At 43.8% G+C, this 18,373-nt stretch carries 10 protein-coding genes and 1 rRNA gene; 5 read left to right on the top strand and 6 right to left on the bottom strand.

The features are described 5' to 3' along the window. The first annotated feature begins 76 nt into the window (after positions 1 to 76). The 4 genes from mdh to QK890_RS18115 all read left to right on the top strand — a co-directional run bounded on the left by mdh (position 77) and on the right by QK890_RS18115 (position 7,205). Positions 77 to 1,018 carry a malate dehydrogenase gene (mdh, locus tag QK890_RS18130; RefSeq protein WP_005782497.1) on the top strand — a complete coding sequence of 314 codons (942 nt, stop codon included), beginning with the start codon at positions 77 to 79 and terminating at the stop codon, positions 1,016 to 1,018. 103 nt (positions 1,019 to 1,121) lie between these two features. Further along, positions 1,122 to 4,403: a S41 family peptidase gene (locus QK890_RS18125; protein WP_367627500.1), complete on the top strand. Its 3,282-nt coding sequence runs from the start codon at positions 1,122 to 1,124 to the stop codon at positions 4,401 to 4,403. Positions 4,404 to 4,637: 234 nt separating this feature from the next. Then, positions 4,638 to 5,012 carry a BlaI/MecI/CopY family transcriptional regulator gene (locus tag QK890_RS18120; RefSeq protein ID WP_005782501.1) on the top strand — a complete coding sequence of 125 codons (375 nt, stop codon included), beginning with the start codon at positions 4,638 to 4,640 and terminating at the stop codon, positions 5,010 to 5,012. 3 nt (positions 5,013 to 5,015) lie between these two features. Next, entirely contained in the window at positions 5,016 to 7,205 is a 2,190-nt protein-coding gene (locus tag QK890_RS18115; RefSeq protein ID WP_367627499.1) for a M56 family metallopeptidase, read from the top strand. Positions 7,206 to 7,300: 95 nt separating this feature from the next. Here the strand turns inward: QK890_RS18115 and QK890_RS18110 are convergent, their stop codons facing one another. From QK890_RS18110 to QK890_RS18085, 6 genes are all read right to left on the bottom strand, one after another. Then, positions 7,301 to 9,337, bottom strand: a complete 2,037-nt coding sequence (locus QK890_RS18110) for a BNR-repeat neuraminidase N-terminal domain-containing protein (protein ID WP_250717078.1) — start codon at positions 9,335 to 9,337, stop codon at positions 7,301 to 7,303. Positions 9,338 to 9,344: 7 nt separating this feature from the next. After that, entirely contained in the window at positions 9,345 to 9,719 is a 375-nt protein-coding gene (locus tag QK890_RS18105; RefSeq protein WP_367627498.1) for a hypothetical protein, read from the bottom strand. Between the two features lie 36 nt (positions 9,720 to 9,755). Continuing rightward, positions 9,756 to 11,375 carry a RagB/SusD family nutrient uptake outer membrane protein gene (locus tag QK890_RS18100; protein WP_367627497.1) on the bottom strand — a complete coding sequence of 540 codons (1,620 nt, stop codon included), beginning with the start codon at positions 11,373 to 11,375 and terminating at the stop codon, positions 9,756 to 9,758. 22 nt (positions 11,376 to 11,397) lie between these two features. After that, positions 11,398 to 14,838: a TonB-dependent receptor gene (locus QK890_RS18095; RefSeq protein ID WP_367627496.1), complete on the bottom strand. Its 3,441-nt coding sequence runs from the start codon at positions 14,836 to 14,838 to the stop codon at positions 11,398 to 11,400. 184 nt (positions 14,839 to 15,022) lie between these two features. Further along, positions 15,023 to 15,991, bottom strand: coding sequence for a FecR family protein (locus tag QK890_RS18090; protein WP_367627495.1), 969 nt, complete (start codon positions 15,989 to 15,991; stop codon positions 15,023 to 15,025). Positions 15,992 to 16,064: 73 nt separating this feature from the next. After that, on the bottom strand, positions 16,065 to 16,562 hold the full coding sequence (locus QK890_RS18085) for an RNA polymerase sigma-70 factor (protein ID WP_005821941.1): 498 nt from the start codon (positions 16,560 to 16,562) through the stop codon (positions 16,065 to 16,067). A gap of 1,713 nt (positions 16,563 to 18,275) precedes the next feature. Between QK890_RS18085 and QK890_RS18080 the strand changes: the two genes are divergently transcribed. Beyond that, positions 18,276 to 18,373: ribosomal RNA gene (locus QK890_RS18080) — 16S ribosomal RNA — on the top strand; the annotation flags it as partial.

The raw sequence follows: 18,373 nt of genomic DNA, 5'->3' as shown, positions 1-18,373 counted from the left end.
TTTCGATTATCGTTGTACTTTTGCCGTCACCAAAACGATACGAACTAATTATCAACTTTATTAAAATATAAGTATTATGTCAAAAGTAACCGTAGTAGGCGCAGGTAACGTAGGTGCTACATGTGCAAATGTACTGGCCTTCAATGAAGTGGCAGACGAAGTAGTAATGCTGGACGTAAAAGAAGGCGTTTCAGAAGGTAAAGCAATGGATATGATGCAGACTGCTCAGTTGTTGGGTTTCGACACAACAATCGTTGGTTGCACAAATGATTATGCTCAGACTGCTAACTCTGACGTGGTTGTGATCACTTCTGGTATTCCTCGTAAACCGGGCATGACTCGTGAAGAACTGATCGGGGTAAATGCCGGTATCGTGAAATCAGTAGCAGAAAATCTTTTGAAATACTCTCCGAATGCTATTATCGTAGTTATCTCTAACCCGATGGATACAATGACTTATCTGGCATTGAAATCACTCGGATTGCCGAAAAACCGTGTTATCGGTATGGGCGGTGCTTTGGATAGCTCACGTTTTAAATATTTCTTGTCTCAGGCTTTGGGTTGCAATGCAAACGAAGTAGAAGGTATGGTGATCGGTGGTCATGGTGACACTACTATGATTCCGTTGGCTCGTCTGGCCACTTACAAAGGACAGCCGGTCAGCACACTGCTGAGCGAAGAAAAGCTGAACGAAGTAGTTGCTTCTACTATGGTAGGTGGTGCTACTCTGACTAAGTTGCTGGGCACTTCTGCATGGTATGCACCGGGTGCGGCAGGAGCTTATGTCGTAGAATCTATCATCCACAACCAGAAGAAGATGATTCCTTGCTCAGTAATGCTTGAAGGTGAATACGGTGAATCTGATCTTTGTATCGGTGTTCCTGTAATCCTGGGTAAGAACGGTATCGAGAAAATCGTTGAACTGGAATTGACTGCTGACGAAAAAGCAAAATTTGCGGCAAGCGCAAAGGCTGTTCATGGAACTAACGCAGCTCTGAAAGAAGTTGGTGCTCTCTAATTTGAATGCCGGATTCTTAATCTGAAAATAGAATATGCGGACCTCACAACTCTTTTCAAAAGGGCTGTGAGGTTTGCTTTTTAATATACTTAAATAATACATTATGAGAAAACTCTTCATGAGTGCTGCGGCTCTTTTGTTTGCCGGAGCACTTTGGGCACAAGAGGGTCCGTTGTGGATGCGTCATTGTGCTATCTCTCCCGATGGAACTACCATTGCTTTCACCTATAAAGGTGATATTTTCATAGTACCGGTGTCCGGTGGCAAAGCTACACAGATCACTACCAATCCGGCTTTTGATACAACCCCGATTTGGAGTCCCGATAGTAAACAGATTGCATTTGCGTCCGACCGTATGGGAAGTCTGGATGTATTCATTGTGTCGAAAGAAGGAGGCGAGCCTCGCCGCCTGACCACTTTCTCGGGCAGTGAAACTCCGGTAGCTTTCAGTGATGCGGGACAGCTCTTATTTACTGCCGACATCATGCCTTCTGCCGAAGATGCCGGTTTTCCTTCGAATGGACAATTCCAGCAGATATATCAGATTCCGGTTACGGGAGGACGTCCTGTGATGTTTTCATCTATGCCGATGGAGTGCATCTCCATTAATAAGGAAGGGGCTATTCTTTATCAAGATAAAAAAGGATATGAGGATTACTGGCGTAAGCACCAGAAGTCACCGATTGCCCGTGATATATGGATGCTTCAGCCTGGACAGACTCCACGCTATGAAAAACAAACCACTTTCATCGGTGAAGACCGTGAACCGGTATGGGCACCGGACGGAAAGTCGTTCTACTATTTGAGTGAAGAGAATGGTTCGTTCAATATCTACCAGCGTATTCCGGGATCGAATGCATCCAAGCAGGTGACGCATCACACGCAGCATCCGGTACGTTTCCTCAGTATGGCTTCCAATGGTAATCTTTGTTATGGTTTTGATGGTGAGATTTATACGTTGACTCCCGGTGGTAAGTCGCAGAAAGTATCTGTGAAAATTCTGTCAGACAGAAATGATAAAGATTTGATTCGCCAGATAAAGACCAGTGGGGCTACTGAAATGGCTGTATCTCCTGATGGTAAAGAGGTTGCTTTCATTTTGAGAGGAGATGTGTATGTGACTTCGGTAGAATATAAAACGACAAAACAGATAACGAACACTCCTTGTCAGGAACGTGGAATCGATTTTGCACCCGACGGGCGTAGCTTGGTGTATGCTTCGGAACGTGGAGGACTCTGGCAGCTCTATACTTCAAGTATCGTGCGGAAAGATGAGAAACAGTTCACGTATGCTACAGAGTTAAAAGAAGAACGTCTGACCAATTCGGATATAGCTTCGTTCAATCCGAAGTATAGCCCGGACGGAAAAGAAGTTGCTTTCCTTGAAAACCGTACGGCAATTCGCGTCATCAATCTCAAAACTAAGAAGGTACGTACGGTAATGGATGCCCAATATCAGTATTCGTACAGTGATGGTGACCAGTGGTTTGAGTGGAGTCCGGATAGTAAATGGATTCTTTCCGAATTTATTGGTATCGGTGGCTGGAACAATAAAGATATTGTGTTGCTGAACGCCGATGGTAAGGGAGAAATGCATAATCTGACCGAAAGCGGTTACTCAGACGGAAATGCGAAATGGGTTCTGGGTGGCAAAGCAATGGTCTGGTTCAGTGACCGTGCCGGATACCGTAGTCATGGCAGCTGGGGTGCTCAATATGACGCTTACATCATGTTTTTTGATGTAGATGCTTACGATCGTTTCCGCATGAATAAGGAAGACCTTGCTTTGCTTGAAGAAGCCGAGAAAGCGGAAAAGGCTGAGAAAGAAAAAGCTGAGAAGAAAAAGAAAGAAGATAAAAAAGGTGATAAGAAAAAAGACGCCAAAGGTAAGAAGGATGGAGAGGAAGAAAAGAAGGAGGAAGTGAAGCCACTGAAATTCGATCTTGATAATCGATTCGATCGTATTGTGCGTCTGACTGTCAACTCTTCTTTCATGGGTGATGCTGTTTTGACTCCGAAAGGTGATAAGCTCTATTATCTGGCAGCGTTTGAAAGCGGTTATGATTTGTGGGAACACGATTTGAAAGAGAATTCAACAAAGATTCTGTTGAAAGGTGTCGGAGGCGGTTCGCTGTTGCCCGATAAGAAAGGTGAGAATATCTTTATGTGTACCGGTGGAGGTATGAAGAAAATTGAAATAGCCGGTAGCAAGACAACGCCTATTGCATTTGAATCTTTCTTCGACTATCAGCCGGGTGGTGAACGTGCTTACATTTTTGATCATGTTTGGCAGCAGGTAGACGATAAGTTCTATGTGAAGGATTTGCAGGGAGTAGACTGGCCTTTGTATAAGAAGACTTATGAAAAGTTCCTGCCACATATCAACAATAATTATGACTTTGCCGAACTGCTGAGCGAGATGCTCGGAGAGTTGAATGCTTCACATACCGGAGCTCGGTACTCTGGTGTAGGAGGGGCGTTACCTACAGCTTCATTGGGGGTATTTTATGACGATACTTATACCGGTGACGGGTTGAAAATAAAGGAAATCATAGAGCAGAGTCCTTTCACTTTGAAGAAAACAGATGTAAAGCCGGGTTGTATCATTGAAAAAGTAGATGGTACTCCAATCAAAAAAGGAGAAGATTATTTCCCGTTATTTGAAGGAAAAGTAGGGCGTAAAGTGCTGCTTTCTGTTTACGATCCTGCTACAAAAAAGCATTTTGAAGAGACAGTGAAGGCGATTAGTTACGGTGCGCAGCGCGAATTGCTGTATAAACGATGGGTAGAGCGCAATCGCAAGAAAGTAGAAGAGTTATCAGGCGGTCGTTTGGGATATGTACATATCAAGGGCATGGATAGTCAGAGTTTCCGTAAGATGTACTCCGAACTGTTGGGGCGCTACCGTAACAAAGAAGCCGTAGTTGTAGACGTTCGCCACAATGGTGGTGGTTGGTTGCACGACGATGTGGTGACTCTCCTTAGTGGCAAAGAATATCAGCGTTTTGTTCCTCGCGGACAATATATAGGTAGCGATCCGTTCAATAAGTGGCTGAAGCCCTCATGTATGCTTGTTTGTGAAGACAATTACAGTAATGCGCATGGTACTCCTTATGTATATAAGACATTAGGTATCGGTAAACTGGTAGGTACTCCTGTAGCCGGAACTATGACAGCTGTATGGTGGGAACGCCAGATTGATCCGAGTCTTGTATTTGGTATTCCGCAGGTAGGCTGCATGGATATGCAGGGTAACTATCTGGAAAATCAGACACTCGAACCGGATGTGCTGATTTATAATGAACCTTCTGCTTCGTTGAAGGGAGAAGATGCACAATTGAAAGCTGCGGTAGATTGCTTGTTGAAGGAGCTGCCGAAGAAATGATGGGGTAATTGCGTTTTATGCTCGATTAAAATGGAGAGGTCACCTTTGTTTAAAGGTGGCCTTTTCTTATTATGTGGATAAAATGATCTATTTATTGTTAAATACTTGCTTTTTAATGTGAAATACTATAAATATAGTTTTGTGTCTATATTTATAGTTATATATTTGTGCCATTCCATTCAGGTTGTATCCCAAATACTTGATGAATAGAAGTATAATCTAAAATTACTTGGTATGAGTGAACAGAAAGAATTGACAAAAGCAGAACTCCAGATCATGCAGGTGCTTTGGCGGAAAGAAAATGCTTTTGTGAATGAAATCTTACAGGATTTGGAAGAGCCGCGTCCGGCGTATAATACAGTTTCTACCGTACTACGTGTATTGCAAAACAAAGGCTTTGTAGCTTATCGTAGTTTCGGAAAGAATTATCAGTATTATCCGTTGGTTTCAAAAGAGAGCTATACGAATCGTTTTATGAACCGGGTCGTAGATAACTTTTTCAGTGGTTCGGTGAAGGCGATGGTTTCGTTCTTTACCAAAAAAGAAAAGATGTCGGTACAGGAGATCGACGAACTGATTGAAATGTTGAAGGAAAACAAAAAGGAATAAGGTATGATCGATATTGATTGTAGCGAATGGGCTATTCTTCGTTTCATAGGAGCTTCATTTGTGTTATGGCTGTGCTATTACTTGTTGTTCGATCGAAAAGCCCCGTTTAACCAGTGCCGGAATTATTTGCTTTTTTCGGTACTGCTGGCCGGAGCTGTATCGGTGGTACGCATCCCGGTTTATCCGGTGGAGGTGGTGCGGCCGATAAAGATGGAACGGGTGATTGTAAAGCAAGAAACACAAATGGATAAGACTTCATTGGTACAAGTAGAAAATGATGGGATACAACCGGATACGCTCGCAGCAGTGCAGGCGGAGGTTAGTGAAGCAATTGTACCCCGAGTGGAAGAAGAAATAGCGGAAGAGCCTTTTTATGCTTCGTGGGATTACTGGCAAATAGTCTGGATTGTATATGGATTGGGAGTATTTGTCCTTTTGATGCATTTATTGGTAGAAATGGCACGTATCTGGCGTTTGAAGCGTTGGGGAAGTTGTACGATGGAGGCTGATGGGATTTGTATCGTGCGTAACAATGAAGTCGTTTCACCATTCTCGTTTTACCGGATGATCTTTATCAATCGGAAGTTAGAAGGAGAAGTGTTGCGTATAGTTCTGCTCCATGAAAAGGCACATATTCGTAATCATCATTATCGGGACACTTTATTTATTGAAGGTTTATCCATCTTATGTTGGTTTAATCCGTTTGTCTGGCTGGTAAAGCGTGAACTGCGGGCTCTCCATGAATTTCAAGTGGACCGTTGTTTGCTTTCCGGTGAGATTGAATTATTTGAATATCAAAGCATCTTATTCGAAGAGTTGATGGGATACAGCCCGAAGGTTGCAAATGGTTTTCATAATTCATTAATTAAAAAACGATTTATCATGATGAAACATCAATATAAAGAACGTTTCGCCGGAGTGCGCAAAATAGCGTTGCTTCCTTTGTGTGCGGGTGTATTGGCTTTATTTTCTTTTACGGAAAAGCCGGTTCTGATTGAACCTGTATTGCCGATGGTATCTGTTTCGATGAAAGCAGAAACTCCCGAAGTCGTATCTAACGAAAAAAAGATGGATAGCGTAGGTGATGAAAAGTGTTTTCTGCTTTTGGACTCCCCAAAGATAGTTCATTACATACAGTCGGGAGAGGCGCATTTAGTTAAATCCGGATCCAGTCAACTACTTGCTAAGGTTACAACTCCTGTATCGAAAATGCTGGATACGCTCTCGGAGGAGAAACCGAATCAGACTTCTCTGCACGGAAAAGAGGCTGATTATACTGTTGGCGTCGATTTACCTGCAGATCAGGTTGTATTGTCGCGTGCACCGTATAAACGAAGTATATATGTACGCTTTATTGAACGGACGAAAGAAGATACACGCGTTACTTTGGCCATACCGATATATTATGACCGGCACTGGTTACAGTTCGAAAAGGGATTGTCCATAGTAGACGAAGATACGAAAGATGTTTATAAGATTCGTTCACTTACCCGCGGAATTGAACTAAATCAGACTTATTGGGTTGTGGGACAAGAAAAGCAAATGCTGGAGTTTACACTGGTCTTTCCTCCTCTTGACCGAAAGGTAAAAAAGATTAGTATCCGCGATTGTTTCCCGGAAGAAAGGGGATTGACACCTCCCAATGGCAGTTCATGGAGGTTGGAGAATCTGAAAGTTGACGATTTCCTTCCGACTGCCGCCCGAATAGCTGAGTATGATAGAGAGGGGCGTCCACTGCGTTCCGATAAATTGGAAGAAGTAACTCTTAATGCAAGTCAATTAGCCGTTTCTTCACGCCGGGGTGACGGAAAGTCTCGAATTCAGAAAATTGAAACTTTACCGGAGAAGACGTTGGTTGTCTTGAATATACCTATTCATTTTGACCGTCATTGGTTGGTCATAGGTAAGGGATTGTGTCTTGTTGATTCCAGAACAGGTGATGAATATCCGATTCTGGAAGAGGCGCATGGCATTGAAATGAATAAATTACTGTGGGTAGAAGGCTGTGAAGGACGTTCTGTGTTGTTGACACTCGTTTTCCCGAAGTTGCCAAAGAAAGTAAAAACAATCGATCTTTATAATAAATATCCGGATGCCGGAGTTATTTCACCAAGCAATGGAAGCAGCTGGGATTGGCGGAAAGTAAAGATTAAAGATTATCAGAAGGAACCCTATAAACGCATTATATTGTAGCCTGCTCTACAGTATTGATCTATTTTAGGCACGGATGTGGCAGATAAACAGATACTCTTGATTCTGTGGAATCTGCACGATCCGTGCCTATCATTTTATTCAACCTCAAAGACGGTAAGTACCGCTGCATGGTCTGATGCCCACACATAATCTATCTCGGGAGCCGTACGTACTATTTTGGATGATAATACTTTCAGCCCTCCTTTATAATAGATGAAATCGATACGTGACATTTGCATTTGCCCGTAGATGGCGGCAACAGTGCCTCCCTGATATGCAACTTCGTCCGGATTCTTCTCACGGAAACTATCTTTGAAACCATTTTCCAACATATAGCGGGAAGCGGGGAAAGCCACCGGACCGTATCCGTGATGCAATGGTTTGGCTCGTTCTGTCCAGTCAAGATGGCTACATGAGTTGAAGTCACCGGTGATAATGACCGGCATGTCTGTTTCCTGGTTCGGTACAATATCCTTTGTATAGATATTGCGGATATCGGGCAGTGCCAATATGGAATCTTCAGCGACCCAGACAGAAGGATCCAGTCCTTTCTCAGCGTAACCACTTGTATATTCCGGACGGTAGGCATAACGGAGCCAACAGTCTACAAGCATTATCCGCTTACCGTTTGGTAAGGTTATTTTGGCTGGGTTCGATTTGAAGGGTTCCCGCCATGCTATGGGTTCCAACGGAAAGCGGCTGTACATGGCCAGGTTATCTTTAAGAGAATGGGTTTTGAGATGATACCCTAATGAATCTGCCAGCATTTGTTGGATGCCATATGCTTCTTGCATCATGACCACGTCTGCATGGGTGCTTCGGATCAGGTCGAATACTCGCTGCTGCCCCTCGTTACCCAGATGAATACCTCCATGCCAGATGTTCCATTGAAGCACTTTTACTATATTGGAATGTGTTTGGTTGTTGCAAGTCACTTGTTTACGGACCTCTTCGGTAGCTGTTTCGGGAATATACTGTTTTCCGTTTAGGCGGAAAGAAGGTACGGAGGCATATAATGTATGTCCGGGAGTTGCCTCTTTTCTGACGTCGAATGTAAGAAGGAAATAGTTGATCCCCGGTTGTAACAGGATCTCTTCTCCCTGCTCCGGGCAGAGAGTCATTGACTGTTCGGGGGTATGCCCGTTGCCAAACAGTTCTTTGCGTTGCACGGATCGTGCCTCACTTCCGGTAGAATAAATATGGATTTGCTCAATATCTGCAAGAGTGGTCGTGCCGGTGAAATCGAGTTTCAGCTCTGTCAGTTTCAGCGGTTTCCGGGAACCTTGTACGGCTATTCTCAGTTTTAGTGCCTGGTCGTCTTTGCTTCCTTGATCAACATCCCATTCACTTTGGATGACTACTGCATTGAATAACTGTTGTTTTCCGTCATACTCTTTAAATGCGGTATTATCGTTAGGGACTGCATAAGCCAGCGGAGCTTTTCCATTGTATTTGTTGCGCCCATTGCGGATATGGTAAGCTTGATGTCCTTTACCTACCCAATTGATGGATGTTTCTTCTTTCAGGTCGTCGAAGTTATAATATCCCCACAAGGATTTAAAAGCGGGATGACTGGCTTCTACGGGGCGATTCATCCATTGACGGATCGTTTGTTCCGGTAAAGCTTTGCGCCAAATGCGTACTTCATCAATCAATCCGCCGAAAGTATAATATACATCGTGAACTCCGATAGCACCGGGAAGGATGGAAATTGCCGTATCGGCTTTGGCCACTTGTTTTCCATCAAGATAAAGTATGGTCTGCTTTCCGTCACAAGCCAGTGCCACATGGTGCCATTGGTCATCCAATGCTTCCGGTACCGAAAGATTGGCACGGGTAGAGTGAAGTTTGCCTTCTTTTACGACCAAAGGCAGATAGTCCACCCAGTTCAATTCACTGTATTCACCTCCTCCGATGATAACTTCAAGACTGTCCCATTTACAGTCGTTACCTTTAATCCAGGACTCCAAGGTCCACGAAGGTTCCAGAATTCCCATACCTGTCCGTACGTTATTGTCTTTCCCGTCGAGGCAGAGGGCGAGATTAGACTTCCCGCCTTTTGAGGCAGGAAGTTTACCCTGCATCTGCAGGGAGCAGCAGATGCAGAGGATGAATATTATTACATATTTCATTATGAATTTATTTGGTTTTGAAAGTCACGGTCCATGGTTTTGAACGTTTACCACTGGCCGAAATTATAGTAAACTCTTTGCTCAGTCCACTCCAGTCCTGATAGCCTCCGAGTGAAGGGGACAGGGTGGCTCCGGAAGAGAGTGTGCAGGTGGCAAAGACGTTGGACAGGTCAGTGCCGTTTTCTACGGTAATGGAGACGATACCTTCATCCGAAAGAATAACAGGGGTACCGATCTCTTCTTTATCCTGGTTATACACTTTAAAAGTCAATATTTCCGTTTTGTCATAATTCGGTACGTCCGGTATGTCGGGTTGTTCACACGAGACAAAGAGGCAGCCGGCAACAAAGCAGCAAATCAGTATAGAAATTATTTTATTCATAATCATGCTATATTTAAAATGTGATGAAATTAATCGTTAATATCCCGGGTTTTGTGTCAGTACGCTGGAGCGGACAATTTCACCGTGAGGAATCGGTGTCAGGTACAAACGGTCATTCCAGGTACGGATGTCTGTTTTGGTTATCTTAAATTCCGTCGGTGAGACAAAGCGCACTCCATGCAGGGTCGTTTGGGTTTCGGGACCGACTTTCCAGCGGCGTACGTCGTAGAAACGTTGTTCCTCGAAAGCAAACTCGATGCGGCGCTCTTTCCGAATCAGTTCACGCAATTTTGCCGGATCGGATTCGGTAAGCGCAGGTAAGCCTACTCGTTGACGAATCACATTGACGGCTTTCCGGGCACCTTCTACATCACCGGTCTCAAGGCGCGCTTCTGCATCATTCAGATAAATCTCTGCGTAACGGAGGATGATCCAGTTGGTACTGAAGTCCGGACTGCTGGCGCCTGCGTACGGATAGTTATAGTTATCATAATCGATCCATTTCCAAACATTGTATCCGGTAAGTGAACCATCGCCTTTATCAGGAGTATCCATCAGATAGCGGTCTACAGTTACAGCACCCTTATCTGCATTGAAGAAAATCTGGGAACCATGGAAAACGATGTTGGCATAGAATCTTGGTTCACGTCCTTCATAGATGCCACAAGTATTGATGTCGAATACCTGATCGGCGGGAGCCTGTGAGTATTGCGTGGCAGGTGAGCCATCTGCCATTTCAAATGCGTCAACCAGTTCTTGGGTCGGGCCGAGGCCGCCCCATCCGCGATCACCATATTTATCGTTGATATACGTCACCATGTTGCACACCATCATGTTGTTGTAGACATCCGGGCTTTTGTATTGGATGTCGAAGATGATTTCTTTGTTATCTTTGTTGGTAGTCCACCAGATAGAACGGTATTTTTCCGGAGTAGTGCCATCTACCAGTTCATATCCCAGTTTGTATACTTCGGCACAACTCTTGATCACGTCTTCGTAGCGTTTGTCATACAGTTCCACTCTTGATTTCAGTGCATAAGCAGCACCTTTGGTGGCACGTCCCTTTTCTCTTGAACCATAAGACGCCGGCAACATTTCGGTTGCCTTTTTGAGGTCGTCCAGAATGAAGTCATAACATTCTTTCTCGGACGAACGGGGAATTTCCCAGTTATCCTCCATGGTGAGTACTTTATCCAGTAGAATGACACCGCCATATCGCTTTACCATTTCGAAATAGAACATGGCACGCAAGAAGTGAACTTCTCCCGTAAGTCTTGACTTCTCGCTTTCTTCGATGGTAGACGTACCGATTCGTTCGAAAAAACGGTTGCATTTACGTACCTTTACGTAATAATCTTCCCATACATCGTCATCCTGAGGGGCGGAAGCGCTGACCATATCATAGTTGAATTTGAACCAGCTTGCACGATATTTATCCCGTTGTGCTGAGACAGAATTGTCACTTCGGTTTTCCTGTAATTGCAGTCCGTCTACGGAAATCTCACTATATAGATCGTTTACGTAATATTTCACCAGTGTTTCGTCCGACCAGAAAGAATCGTCGGCGATTTCGTCCAGTGGAGCTTTGTTCAATACATCGCACGAACAGAAGAGCAATACAAATATGCAGAACAGGGCTGTATTTATCTTTTTCATAATCACGTTTCAATTTTTAAGTTTAGAATGTAATGTTAGCACCAAACACAAAGGTTTTCATTTGAGGATAAGCACTTCCGTCAGTAGAGCGCAACTCAGGGTCGAAATATTTTATTTGCGACCAGGTCAGCAGGTTAGAACCGCTGAAGTAAAGACGCAATCCTTGAATTTCGGATACCTTGGACAGTAGCAGTTTCTTGAAGTCGTAACCTATTTCTACATTCTTCAGGCGGAGGTATGAACCATTACGCATCCAGAAGGAAGAAAACAACTGGTTATTGGCGTTGCCTCCGTAATACAGGCGTGGAAATTCCGCTTTCGGGTTCTCTGGTGTCCAGGTGTTACCGATGTGATGTTCAAGCAAAGCTCCTCCGCGTCCCTCTATGTATGGGAAGGCCAGGTAACCATTGTAGTAAAAGTCTGCCAACGCTGCCCCCTGGAAGAAGAAGGTTACATCAAAACCTTTCCATTCGGCATTCAGGTTTAGTCCGTATACCAATTCCGGATAATTGCTGCGTCCGATAGCTATTTTATCTTCTGCGTCGATGATGCCATCTCCGTTTTGGTCTTTGTATTTAATGTCGCCTGCCTTGGCTTTGCCGAATTGCGGTTGAGGCCAGTTATTGGCTTCCTCGTCAGATTGGAACAGTCCCAGTGCTTCGTAACCGAAGTACTGACTCATGGAGTGTCCGGTACTGCGCTGTCTCGGGTTGTTTTTCTCTCCGGCAGGTTCCAGCAGGTCAATCACTTTGTTTCTGGCCCAGGTCAGGTTACCTGCAACGGAATAATTGAAATCGCGCAGATGATTGCGATGCGTAATGTTCAGGTCGATACCTCTGTTGTCTACTTTACCTACATTGGCAGCCGGTAATTTATATCCCAGGATAGCCGGCATATCTGTACGTTCACGCAGGATGTCGTTTGTCTTTTTATAGAACCAATCCGCTTCCAGATTGAGTTTTCCGTTGAAGAACGAGGCATCTATACCGATATTGAACATTTCAGAAGTTTCCCATGTAATGTTAGGATTCGGGAAACGGGTCTCAGTATATCCCGGAGCGATTTCCGGATTCTGACCGCCGAATACGGCATCGCCGCCTGTACCATAAGCAGACATATATTGGAACTGTCCGATGTTGTCTGTGCCGGCACGTCCCCATGAAGTTCTTAGTTTCAGATTGCTAAGCACTTCCGAGAAGGGTTCCATAAAAGGTTCTGCCGATATACGCCAGGCAGCCGATACAGAAGGGAAGAAGCCATAACGTTTGTTTTTCGGGAATTTTTCCGAACCATCGAGGCGTCCGTTCGCTTCCAGCATGTATTTCTCTTTATAGTTGTAGGTCAGACGGAATACCGAACCGATCTTACCGGTTTCGGAAGCACTGCCGCTATTATCCTTGTCTTTGTCTGGTCCGGCAAACAGTTGCTGGATGGAATAAATACGATATTTGGTACGTGAGGCCCAGAAGTTTTCGTCGGCTCCTTCCGAACGTGAGAATACAAATAATGCTCCCAATTGATGATCCTGCCCAATGGTTTTATTATAGGCTGCCTGGAACTCAAACGTCATGGCCTGACTTGTAGAGTACGTTTGTTTCAGTTCCGCACCTTCGCGGTTCGGTGAGTGTCCGTCATATTCTCCTGTAATTTTGTTCCACACATAGAAGTCTACCGGAGTGGTCCATCTCTTGATGCTGTTGAATATTTTGTCGTAGGAGAAAATACCCTTCAGATTCAGACCTTCGAGTTCCGGGACATTGAAATCCAACATGAAGCGTGTGTTTAATACACTTTTACGATCTTTGACCCAACCTCCTTCGGTAGCCAGGCCGATAGGATTGACACCCAGTGACACTTTACCTAAGTTGCCGTCCGGAAAGCGTCCCGGATCTGTCTGCGGGTTACGGTGCATATTATTGAATACATCGGAAGTACTGCCGGCAATACTGTTTCTGTCTTCCTGGCGATAGGCCATATCTGCCGATAGATTCAGGTATTTGTCCACAATGTTGGCGTCTATATTCACACGTGCGTTATATCGGTTGAAACCGGAGGTCGATTCATTGGTACGTGTGTCACCATAGAGGGCATCCTGTTTCACATAGCCGAATCCTGCAAAATATTTCACCTTATCAGAACCGCCGCTTGCCGTCAGGCTGTGCATCTGTTGCCAGGCGCGAGGGAGCAATACCTCTTTGTTCCAGTCCGTGTTAGGATAACCGTAGGGGTCGGAACCATCTCTGAACTTCTGTAACTCCTCTTCATTATAAATGCCATACATACCCGGGTCTTCGCCCAAATCCATTTCTTTGTTGCGCCAAGCCTCATTCATGAAGCGTGCATGATCATAAGAACTGGCAATCTCAGGCATACGGGTGGGGGTACCAAAACCTACTTTGAAGTTATAGTCTACTTGTGCTTTGCCACTTTTACCACGCTTTGTAGTGATAAGGATTACACCGTTTGCTCCGCGTGCACCGTAAGGGGCTACGGCAGAGGCGTCCTTTAATACCGTCATGCTCTCGATTTCACTGGGGTCGAGTTGAGCCATACTGCGTCCGATGATACCATCCACTACAATCAAGGGAGAAGAGGAGGTAGGTGAGCTGGAACCACGGATAATGATGGTCGGGTCATCGTATCCGGCTTCACCGCCGGTTTGCTGGATCAACACCCCGCTGACACGTCCTCCGAGTGAGGAGGCCAGATTGGCAGTAGGTACATTCTTGAGCGAAGATACCTTTAGCGTAGAGGCTGAAGCAGTCACAGTCTGTTTTTTCTGTGAGCCATAGCCTACTACCACTACTTCGTCCAGGGTTTTAGTGTCTTCTTTCATTTGGATATTGAAAGACGATTTGCCATTCACCGGTATTTCCTGAGTCAGGTAGCCGATGTATGAAATCACTAATACTGATTTCTCTGGCACTTCCAGCGTGAAGTTTCCTTCAATGTTTGTAATATCTCCTGTTCCCGGTTGCCCTTTCAGCGAAATGTTGGCTCCGATAATCGGGTCACCGATCTGATCGATCACCACACCTTTGATTTTGATTCTGCGCTCTTGCTGGGTGATTGTCGTTTCGGACGCTTTTTCTTTGTCTACATACAGAGAAATGTAGTTATTGGAGAACTTATACGTCAGTTTTTTGTTTCTGAGTGCCGTTTTCAGGATTTCCGTTACAGTGGCATGGGTGTTTTTTACCTCGACTTCCTGTGAAAGGTCAATTTCGGCATCACGATACATGAACAGATAATTAGTCTGTTTCTCGATTTCACGCATTAACTCACCGAAAGTCAGACTACTCTTGGAGAGAGTTACACGAGCCTCCTGCGATTTTACGTTACCAGCCTGGAGCTGAAAGAGAAAAACGAATATAAAGAACACGGACAGTTTCATAATTCGTATAATATGTGTTAATTCAAGTTGTTGATGGACATACCATTTCTGCAACAAGTTTTTTTTCACAACTTTGTCGTACGTTTAAAGATTAATACTATAGGTCTATTTCGAGATGGATAAAAGATAGTATTGACTCTTTCGGGGGTGAGTGTTGGTAGCGCTCACCCTTTTTTGTCACACTATCCATTGTTGGGGTGAAAAATATCTAAGTCATAGTGCTGATTTGTTTTTAAAGGTTAGACATTGGTATTTAATAAATCTCATAATGCTCGTCATCTGTTTTTTTGAATTTGAAGTGGTATACTCCTTGCAGGGCTATCAGGATATTGTCCACATCCTCGCTTTGCCGGATTTTACCGGAGATTCGTTCATCCAGCTTCACATCTCCGGTGAATTTGAACTGTACGTTGTACCACAGGGTCAGGTAATTCAGAATCTCTCCGAAGGGTTTTGAACGGAAACTAAAGATGCCGCTTTTTAGGTATTCTTCATTATCGAAGTTAGAGGTCGACACTACCATGCGGTTGTTTACCAACGATACTTTCTCGTGAGGATTGAGGTATACCTTCTCGTTCCTGTTGGTTTTGTTATAGACCAACACACGGCCTTCTACGAGGCAGGTCTCAAACTTATTCTCTTTTCCGGCATAAGCGAATACGTTGAATCGGGTACCCAATACTTGTATGTTGAACCGTTGCGTTTTTACGATAAAAGGTTTTTTGGCATTTTTGGTCACCTCAAAATACCCTTCGCCATTTAGCTCTACCGTACGGATCTTCCGGTTGAATGCATTGGGGATTTTGATTTTACTCTGAGGGCTTAGCCATACGGAAGTACCGTCCGGAAGAGTCATGTTGACTCGCTGCCCTTTAGGGACATTGATTTCTGTACATAAGTCTTTTTGTCCGATCTGTGCATATCTGTTGCTAATAAACCAGGTAGTGGTGACCAGCAGACAGATTGCGGCTGCATACTTTAGAAGCCCGATACGGAAGCGGCGTATAGAACGTCGTTTCAGTCGTTTGCCGAATTCAGCTATACCTGTTGCGGTCTTTTCCCGGTCTCCTTCCTGTGATGTGAGTCCGGAGATGGCCCATACAGCTTTCATGCGTGCAAATTCTTTTTTAGCTTCCGGATTATTCCGGAGTCTATTCAAAAAATCCGCTTTTTCGGTGGCTGACATGGCACCTGTGAAGTATTTTTTTAGTTCATCATTCATGGTTCCTTGAGTGGTTTTACAGTAAAGACAATCGGGGATGCATTTACCACCAAAGGAAATATAAAAAAATCTTCTAAATAATAAAAACAAGTAAGGGAAGATAGTCTTTAAGTTCTGATCTGAGTTTACGTAATGCGATAGATATTTGATTTTCAACAGTATTGACGGATATGTTCAGACGCTCGGCTATCTCTTTATATTTTAATCCTTCTATCCGGCTGAGGAGAAAAATTTCTCTGCAACGTTCAGGTAACTTTTGCATTGTCTGGCTTAATAGATTTTCTACTTCCGGAATGGAGGAGACAGCTTCGTCGAACTGTTCCAAAGCATATAGGTTCAGTTGATATTCCAACTCTTCGTCTGCTTTCAGTGAACAGGTTTTAGCCTGAATATACGACTGGTGTTTCAGAAAGTTTAAACATCTGTTTTTGATCAGTGTGAAAAGAAAGGCATCCAGATGTTCTATGTCTTTCAGTAGGTCCAGATGTTCCCACAGATAAAGAAAGGTATCCTGCACTATGTTTTCTGCATCCTCTTCTGCAATGACATAGGTTTGTGAGAAGCGGAGCATTCTTACATAATATATAGAATATATGTCTGAAAAGCTTTTCTGTGTTTCCAGTAAGATGATTAGGCTGCATTCTTTTTAGCGGACTTATTTCTTTTATCTATAGTATAAGATATGTTTAGATTGCAAATATAACTAAATAGTTTGCAATGTAGGAGAGTAGTTTTAATTTTTATTTTGCTTATTGTGAAGCATCTTTCTTTAATATGTTTTTTCGGAAAATGCTCTTTTTTATTGGAATACGGTTGAATAGGGGTAAAATCGTGGACAGTGCCTTTTCTGTCCTCTCATCCGTGAAATGTATTTCTATCTTCCATCTTCCACCTTTTTCAATCTTTTTATCTGATTATCATTTATTTACCCTGGTGGAAGATCGCGTTTTCAGCCCGTTTATCTTCCACCCTCATCTTCCATCTTCCACCCTCTGCCATCGCTTGAAAATCTTTCTTAATTCCCTCGTATTCAGAAGTATACTTTCTATTTCTTGTCAGTTTTCCCCTTAAAAAGCATTTTCATATCCCCGCTTGTTTGTTTGAAAATGCTCTGCTTTTTTCCGGAAGTCCTTTGTTATTTGCCGCTTGGGATATTCTTTGCCCCCGTCCGCGCCATTCCCTGTCCGCTATTCCCTTTCTCCCGCCTTCCTGAATAGACGGTGTCTGTCCTTTACCTTGTCCTCCCGCCTTTCCTTCCGCCGGCGCTTTCCCTCAAGCATGGTCTGTCCGAAGCATACGTTGCCTTGACGCTGCCTTTACGCGCGTACCCCCGTAACCTTGAATGCGGGTTCCATTTACCAACCGGGGTAAACGCTTTTACATGCCGAGGTAAATGGCTTTACATGCTGAGGTAAATGCTTTTACATGCCCGGGTAAATGGCTTTACATCAAGAATAAAATTCAGGTAAATATACTCTTCTGATTATCAATGATATTTAACTGCTGACCCAGTTACACATTTATCCGGGTGCCCCCTGAGAATCCCTTTCCCATATCCCCCCCGGAGAAATTTGAAACCGCCTGGCGGTTCGTTCCCAACACAGAGATTCCCCTCCCTCCCCAATCAATCCCCCCTCCTTGTTTTCCAAGTATTCCCCCTTATATATTATAATAATGTGTCCCCCTTTGCTCTCCCTTTCCCCCTCTTTTAAAAGTATGTTTTAAAACCTACCTCTCCCTCAGTCCTTTACATCTAAATTTATATTTTTATTCAAAAAAACTTCCTTATATATTTGCCTTGTATTGGTAAATCGCGTACTTTTGCACCCGCTTTCCAAGAGACGGAGAGCCGATTGAAATTGACATGTTGCAAGTGCGTATTGATTGCCTTAACGAACAACAAAAATAATCTCCTTTTTCTTTGGAGTTTAATATTAAAATTCGTTATCTTTGCAGTCCGATTCGCGATAAAAGGCGTTTATTCCGGTGCCTTTCCCTTTCGCTAAGAGAGCCAGAGAACAGACCGGGAAAACATTTTAAAAAAAAACTTCCAAAAACATTTGGTGTTTTAAAATAAACCTTTTACCTTTGCACCCGCTTTTGAAACGAAGCGCAATCGAAAGAAGAGTTCTTTGAAAAATTGATAAACAATACAAGTAGTACAAGTAAATTTAGAACCGTCAATACTTATTATATAGGTATATGAAAAATGACCGTCAATAAATTTTCGACATCCTGAACAGAGCTAATATTGTCCCTTATTGGGATATATAACAATACTTTTACAATGAAGAGTTTGATCCTGGCTCAGGATGAACGCTAGCTACAGGCTTAACACATGCAAGTCGAGGGGCATCAGGAAGAAAGCTTGCTTTCTTTGCT

The sequence above is a fragment of the Bacteroides sp. NGMCC 1.200775 genome (assembly GCF_040798045.1).
Taxonomy (GTDB): domain Bacteria; phylum Bacteroidota; class Bacteroidia; order Bacteroidales; family Bacteroidaceae; genus Bacteroides; species Bacteroides hominis.
The sequence above is the reverse complement of the archived record's forward strand: the minus strand, read 5'-3'. Positions and strand labels throughout refer to the sequence as shown.

Excerpts from the sequence above, each read along its gene's own strand:
- QK890_RS18100 (WP_367627497.1), bottom strand. The coding sequence starts at position 11,375 with ATGAAAAAGATAAATACAGCCCTGTTCTGCATATTTGTATTGCTCTTC.
- QK890_RS18125 (WP_367627500.1), top strand. The coding sequence starts at position 1,122 with ATGAGAAAACTCTTCATGAGTGCTGCGGCTCTTTTGTTTGCCGGAGCA.
- QK890_RS18085 (WP_005821941.1), bottom strand. The coding sequence starts at position 16,562 with ATGCTCCGCTTCTCACAAACCTATGTCATTGCAGAAGAGGATGCAGAA.
- QK890_RS18110 (WP_250717078.1), bottom strand. The coding sequence starts at position 9,337 with ATGAAATATGTAATAATATTCATCCTCTGCATCTGCTGCTCCCTGCAG.
- QK890_RS18090 (WP_367627495.1), bottom strand. The coding sequence starts at position 15,991 with ATGAATGATGAACTAAAAAAATACTTCACAGGTGCCATGTCAGCCACC.
- QK890_RS18115 (WP_367627499.1), top strand. The coding sequence starts at position 5,016 with ATGATCGATATTGATTGTAGCGAATGGGCTATTCTTCGTTTCATAGGA.
- QK890_RS18120 (WP_005782501.1), top strand. The coding sequence starts at position 4,638 with ATGAGTGAACAGAAAGAATTGACAAAAGCAGAACTCCAGATCATGCAG.
- mdh (WP_005782497.1), top strand. The coding sequence starts at position 77 with ATGTCAAAAGTAACCGTAGTAGGCGCAGGTAACGTAGGTGCTACATGT.
- QK890_RS18105 (WP_367627498.1), bottom strand. The coding sequence starts at position 9,719 with ATGAATAAAATAATTTCTATACTGATTTGCTGCTTTGTTGCCGGCTGC.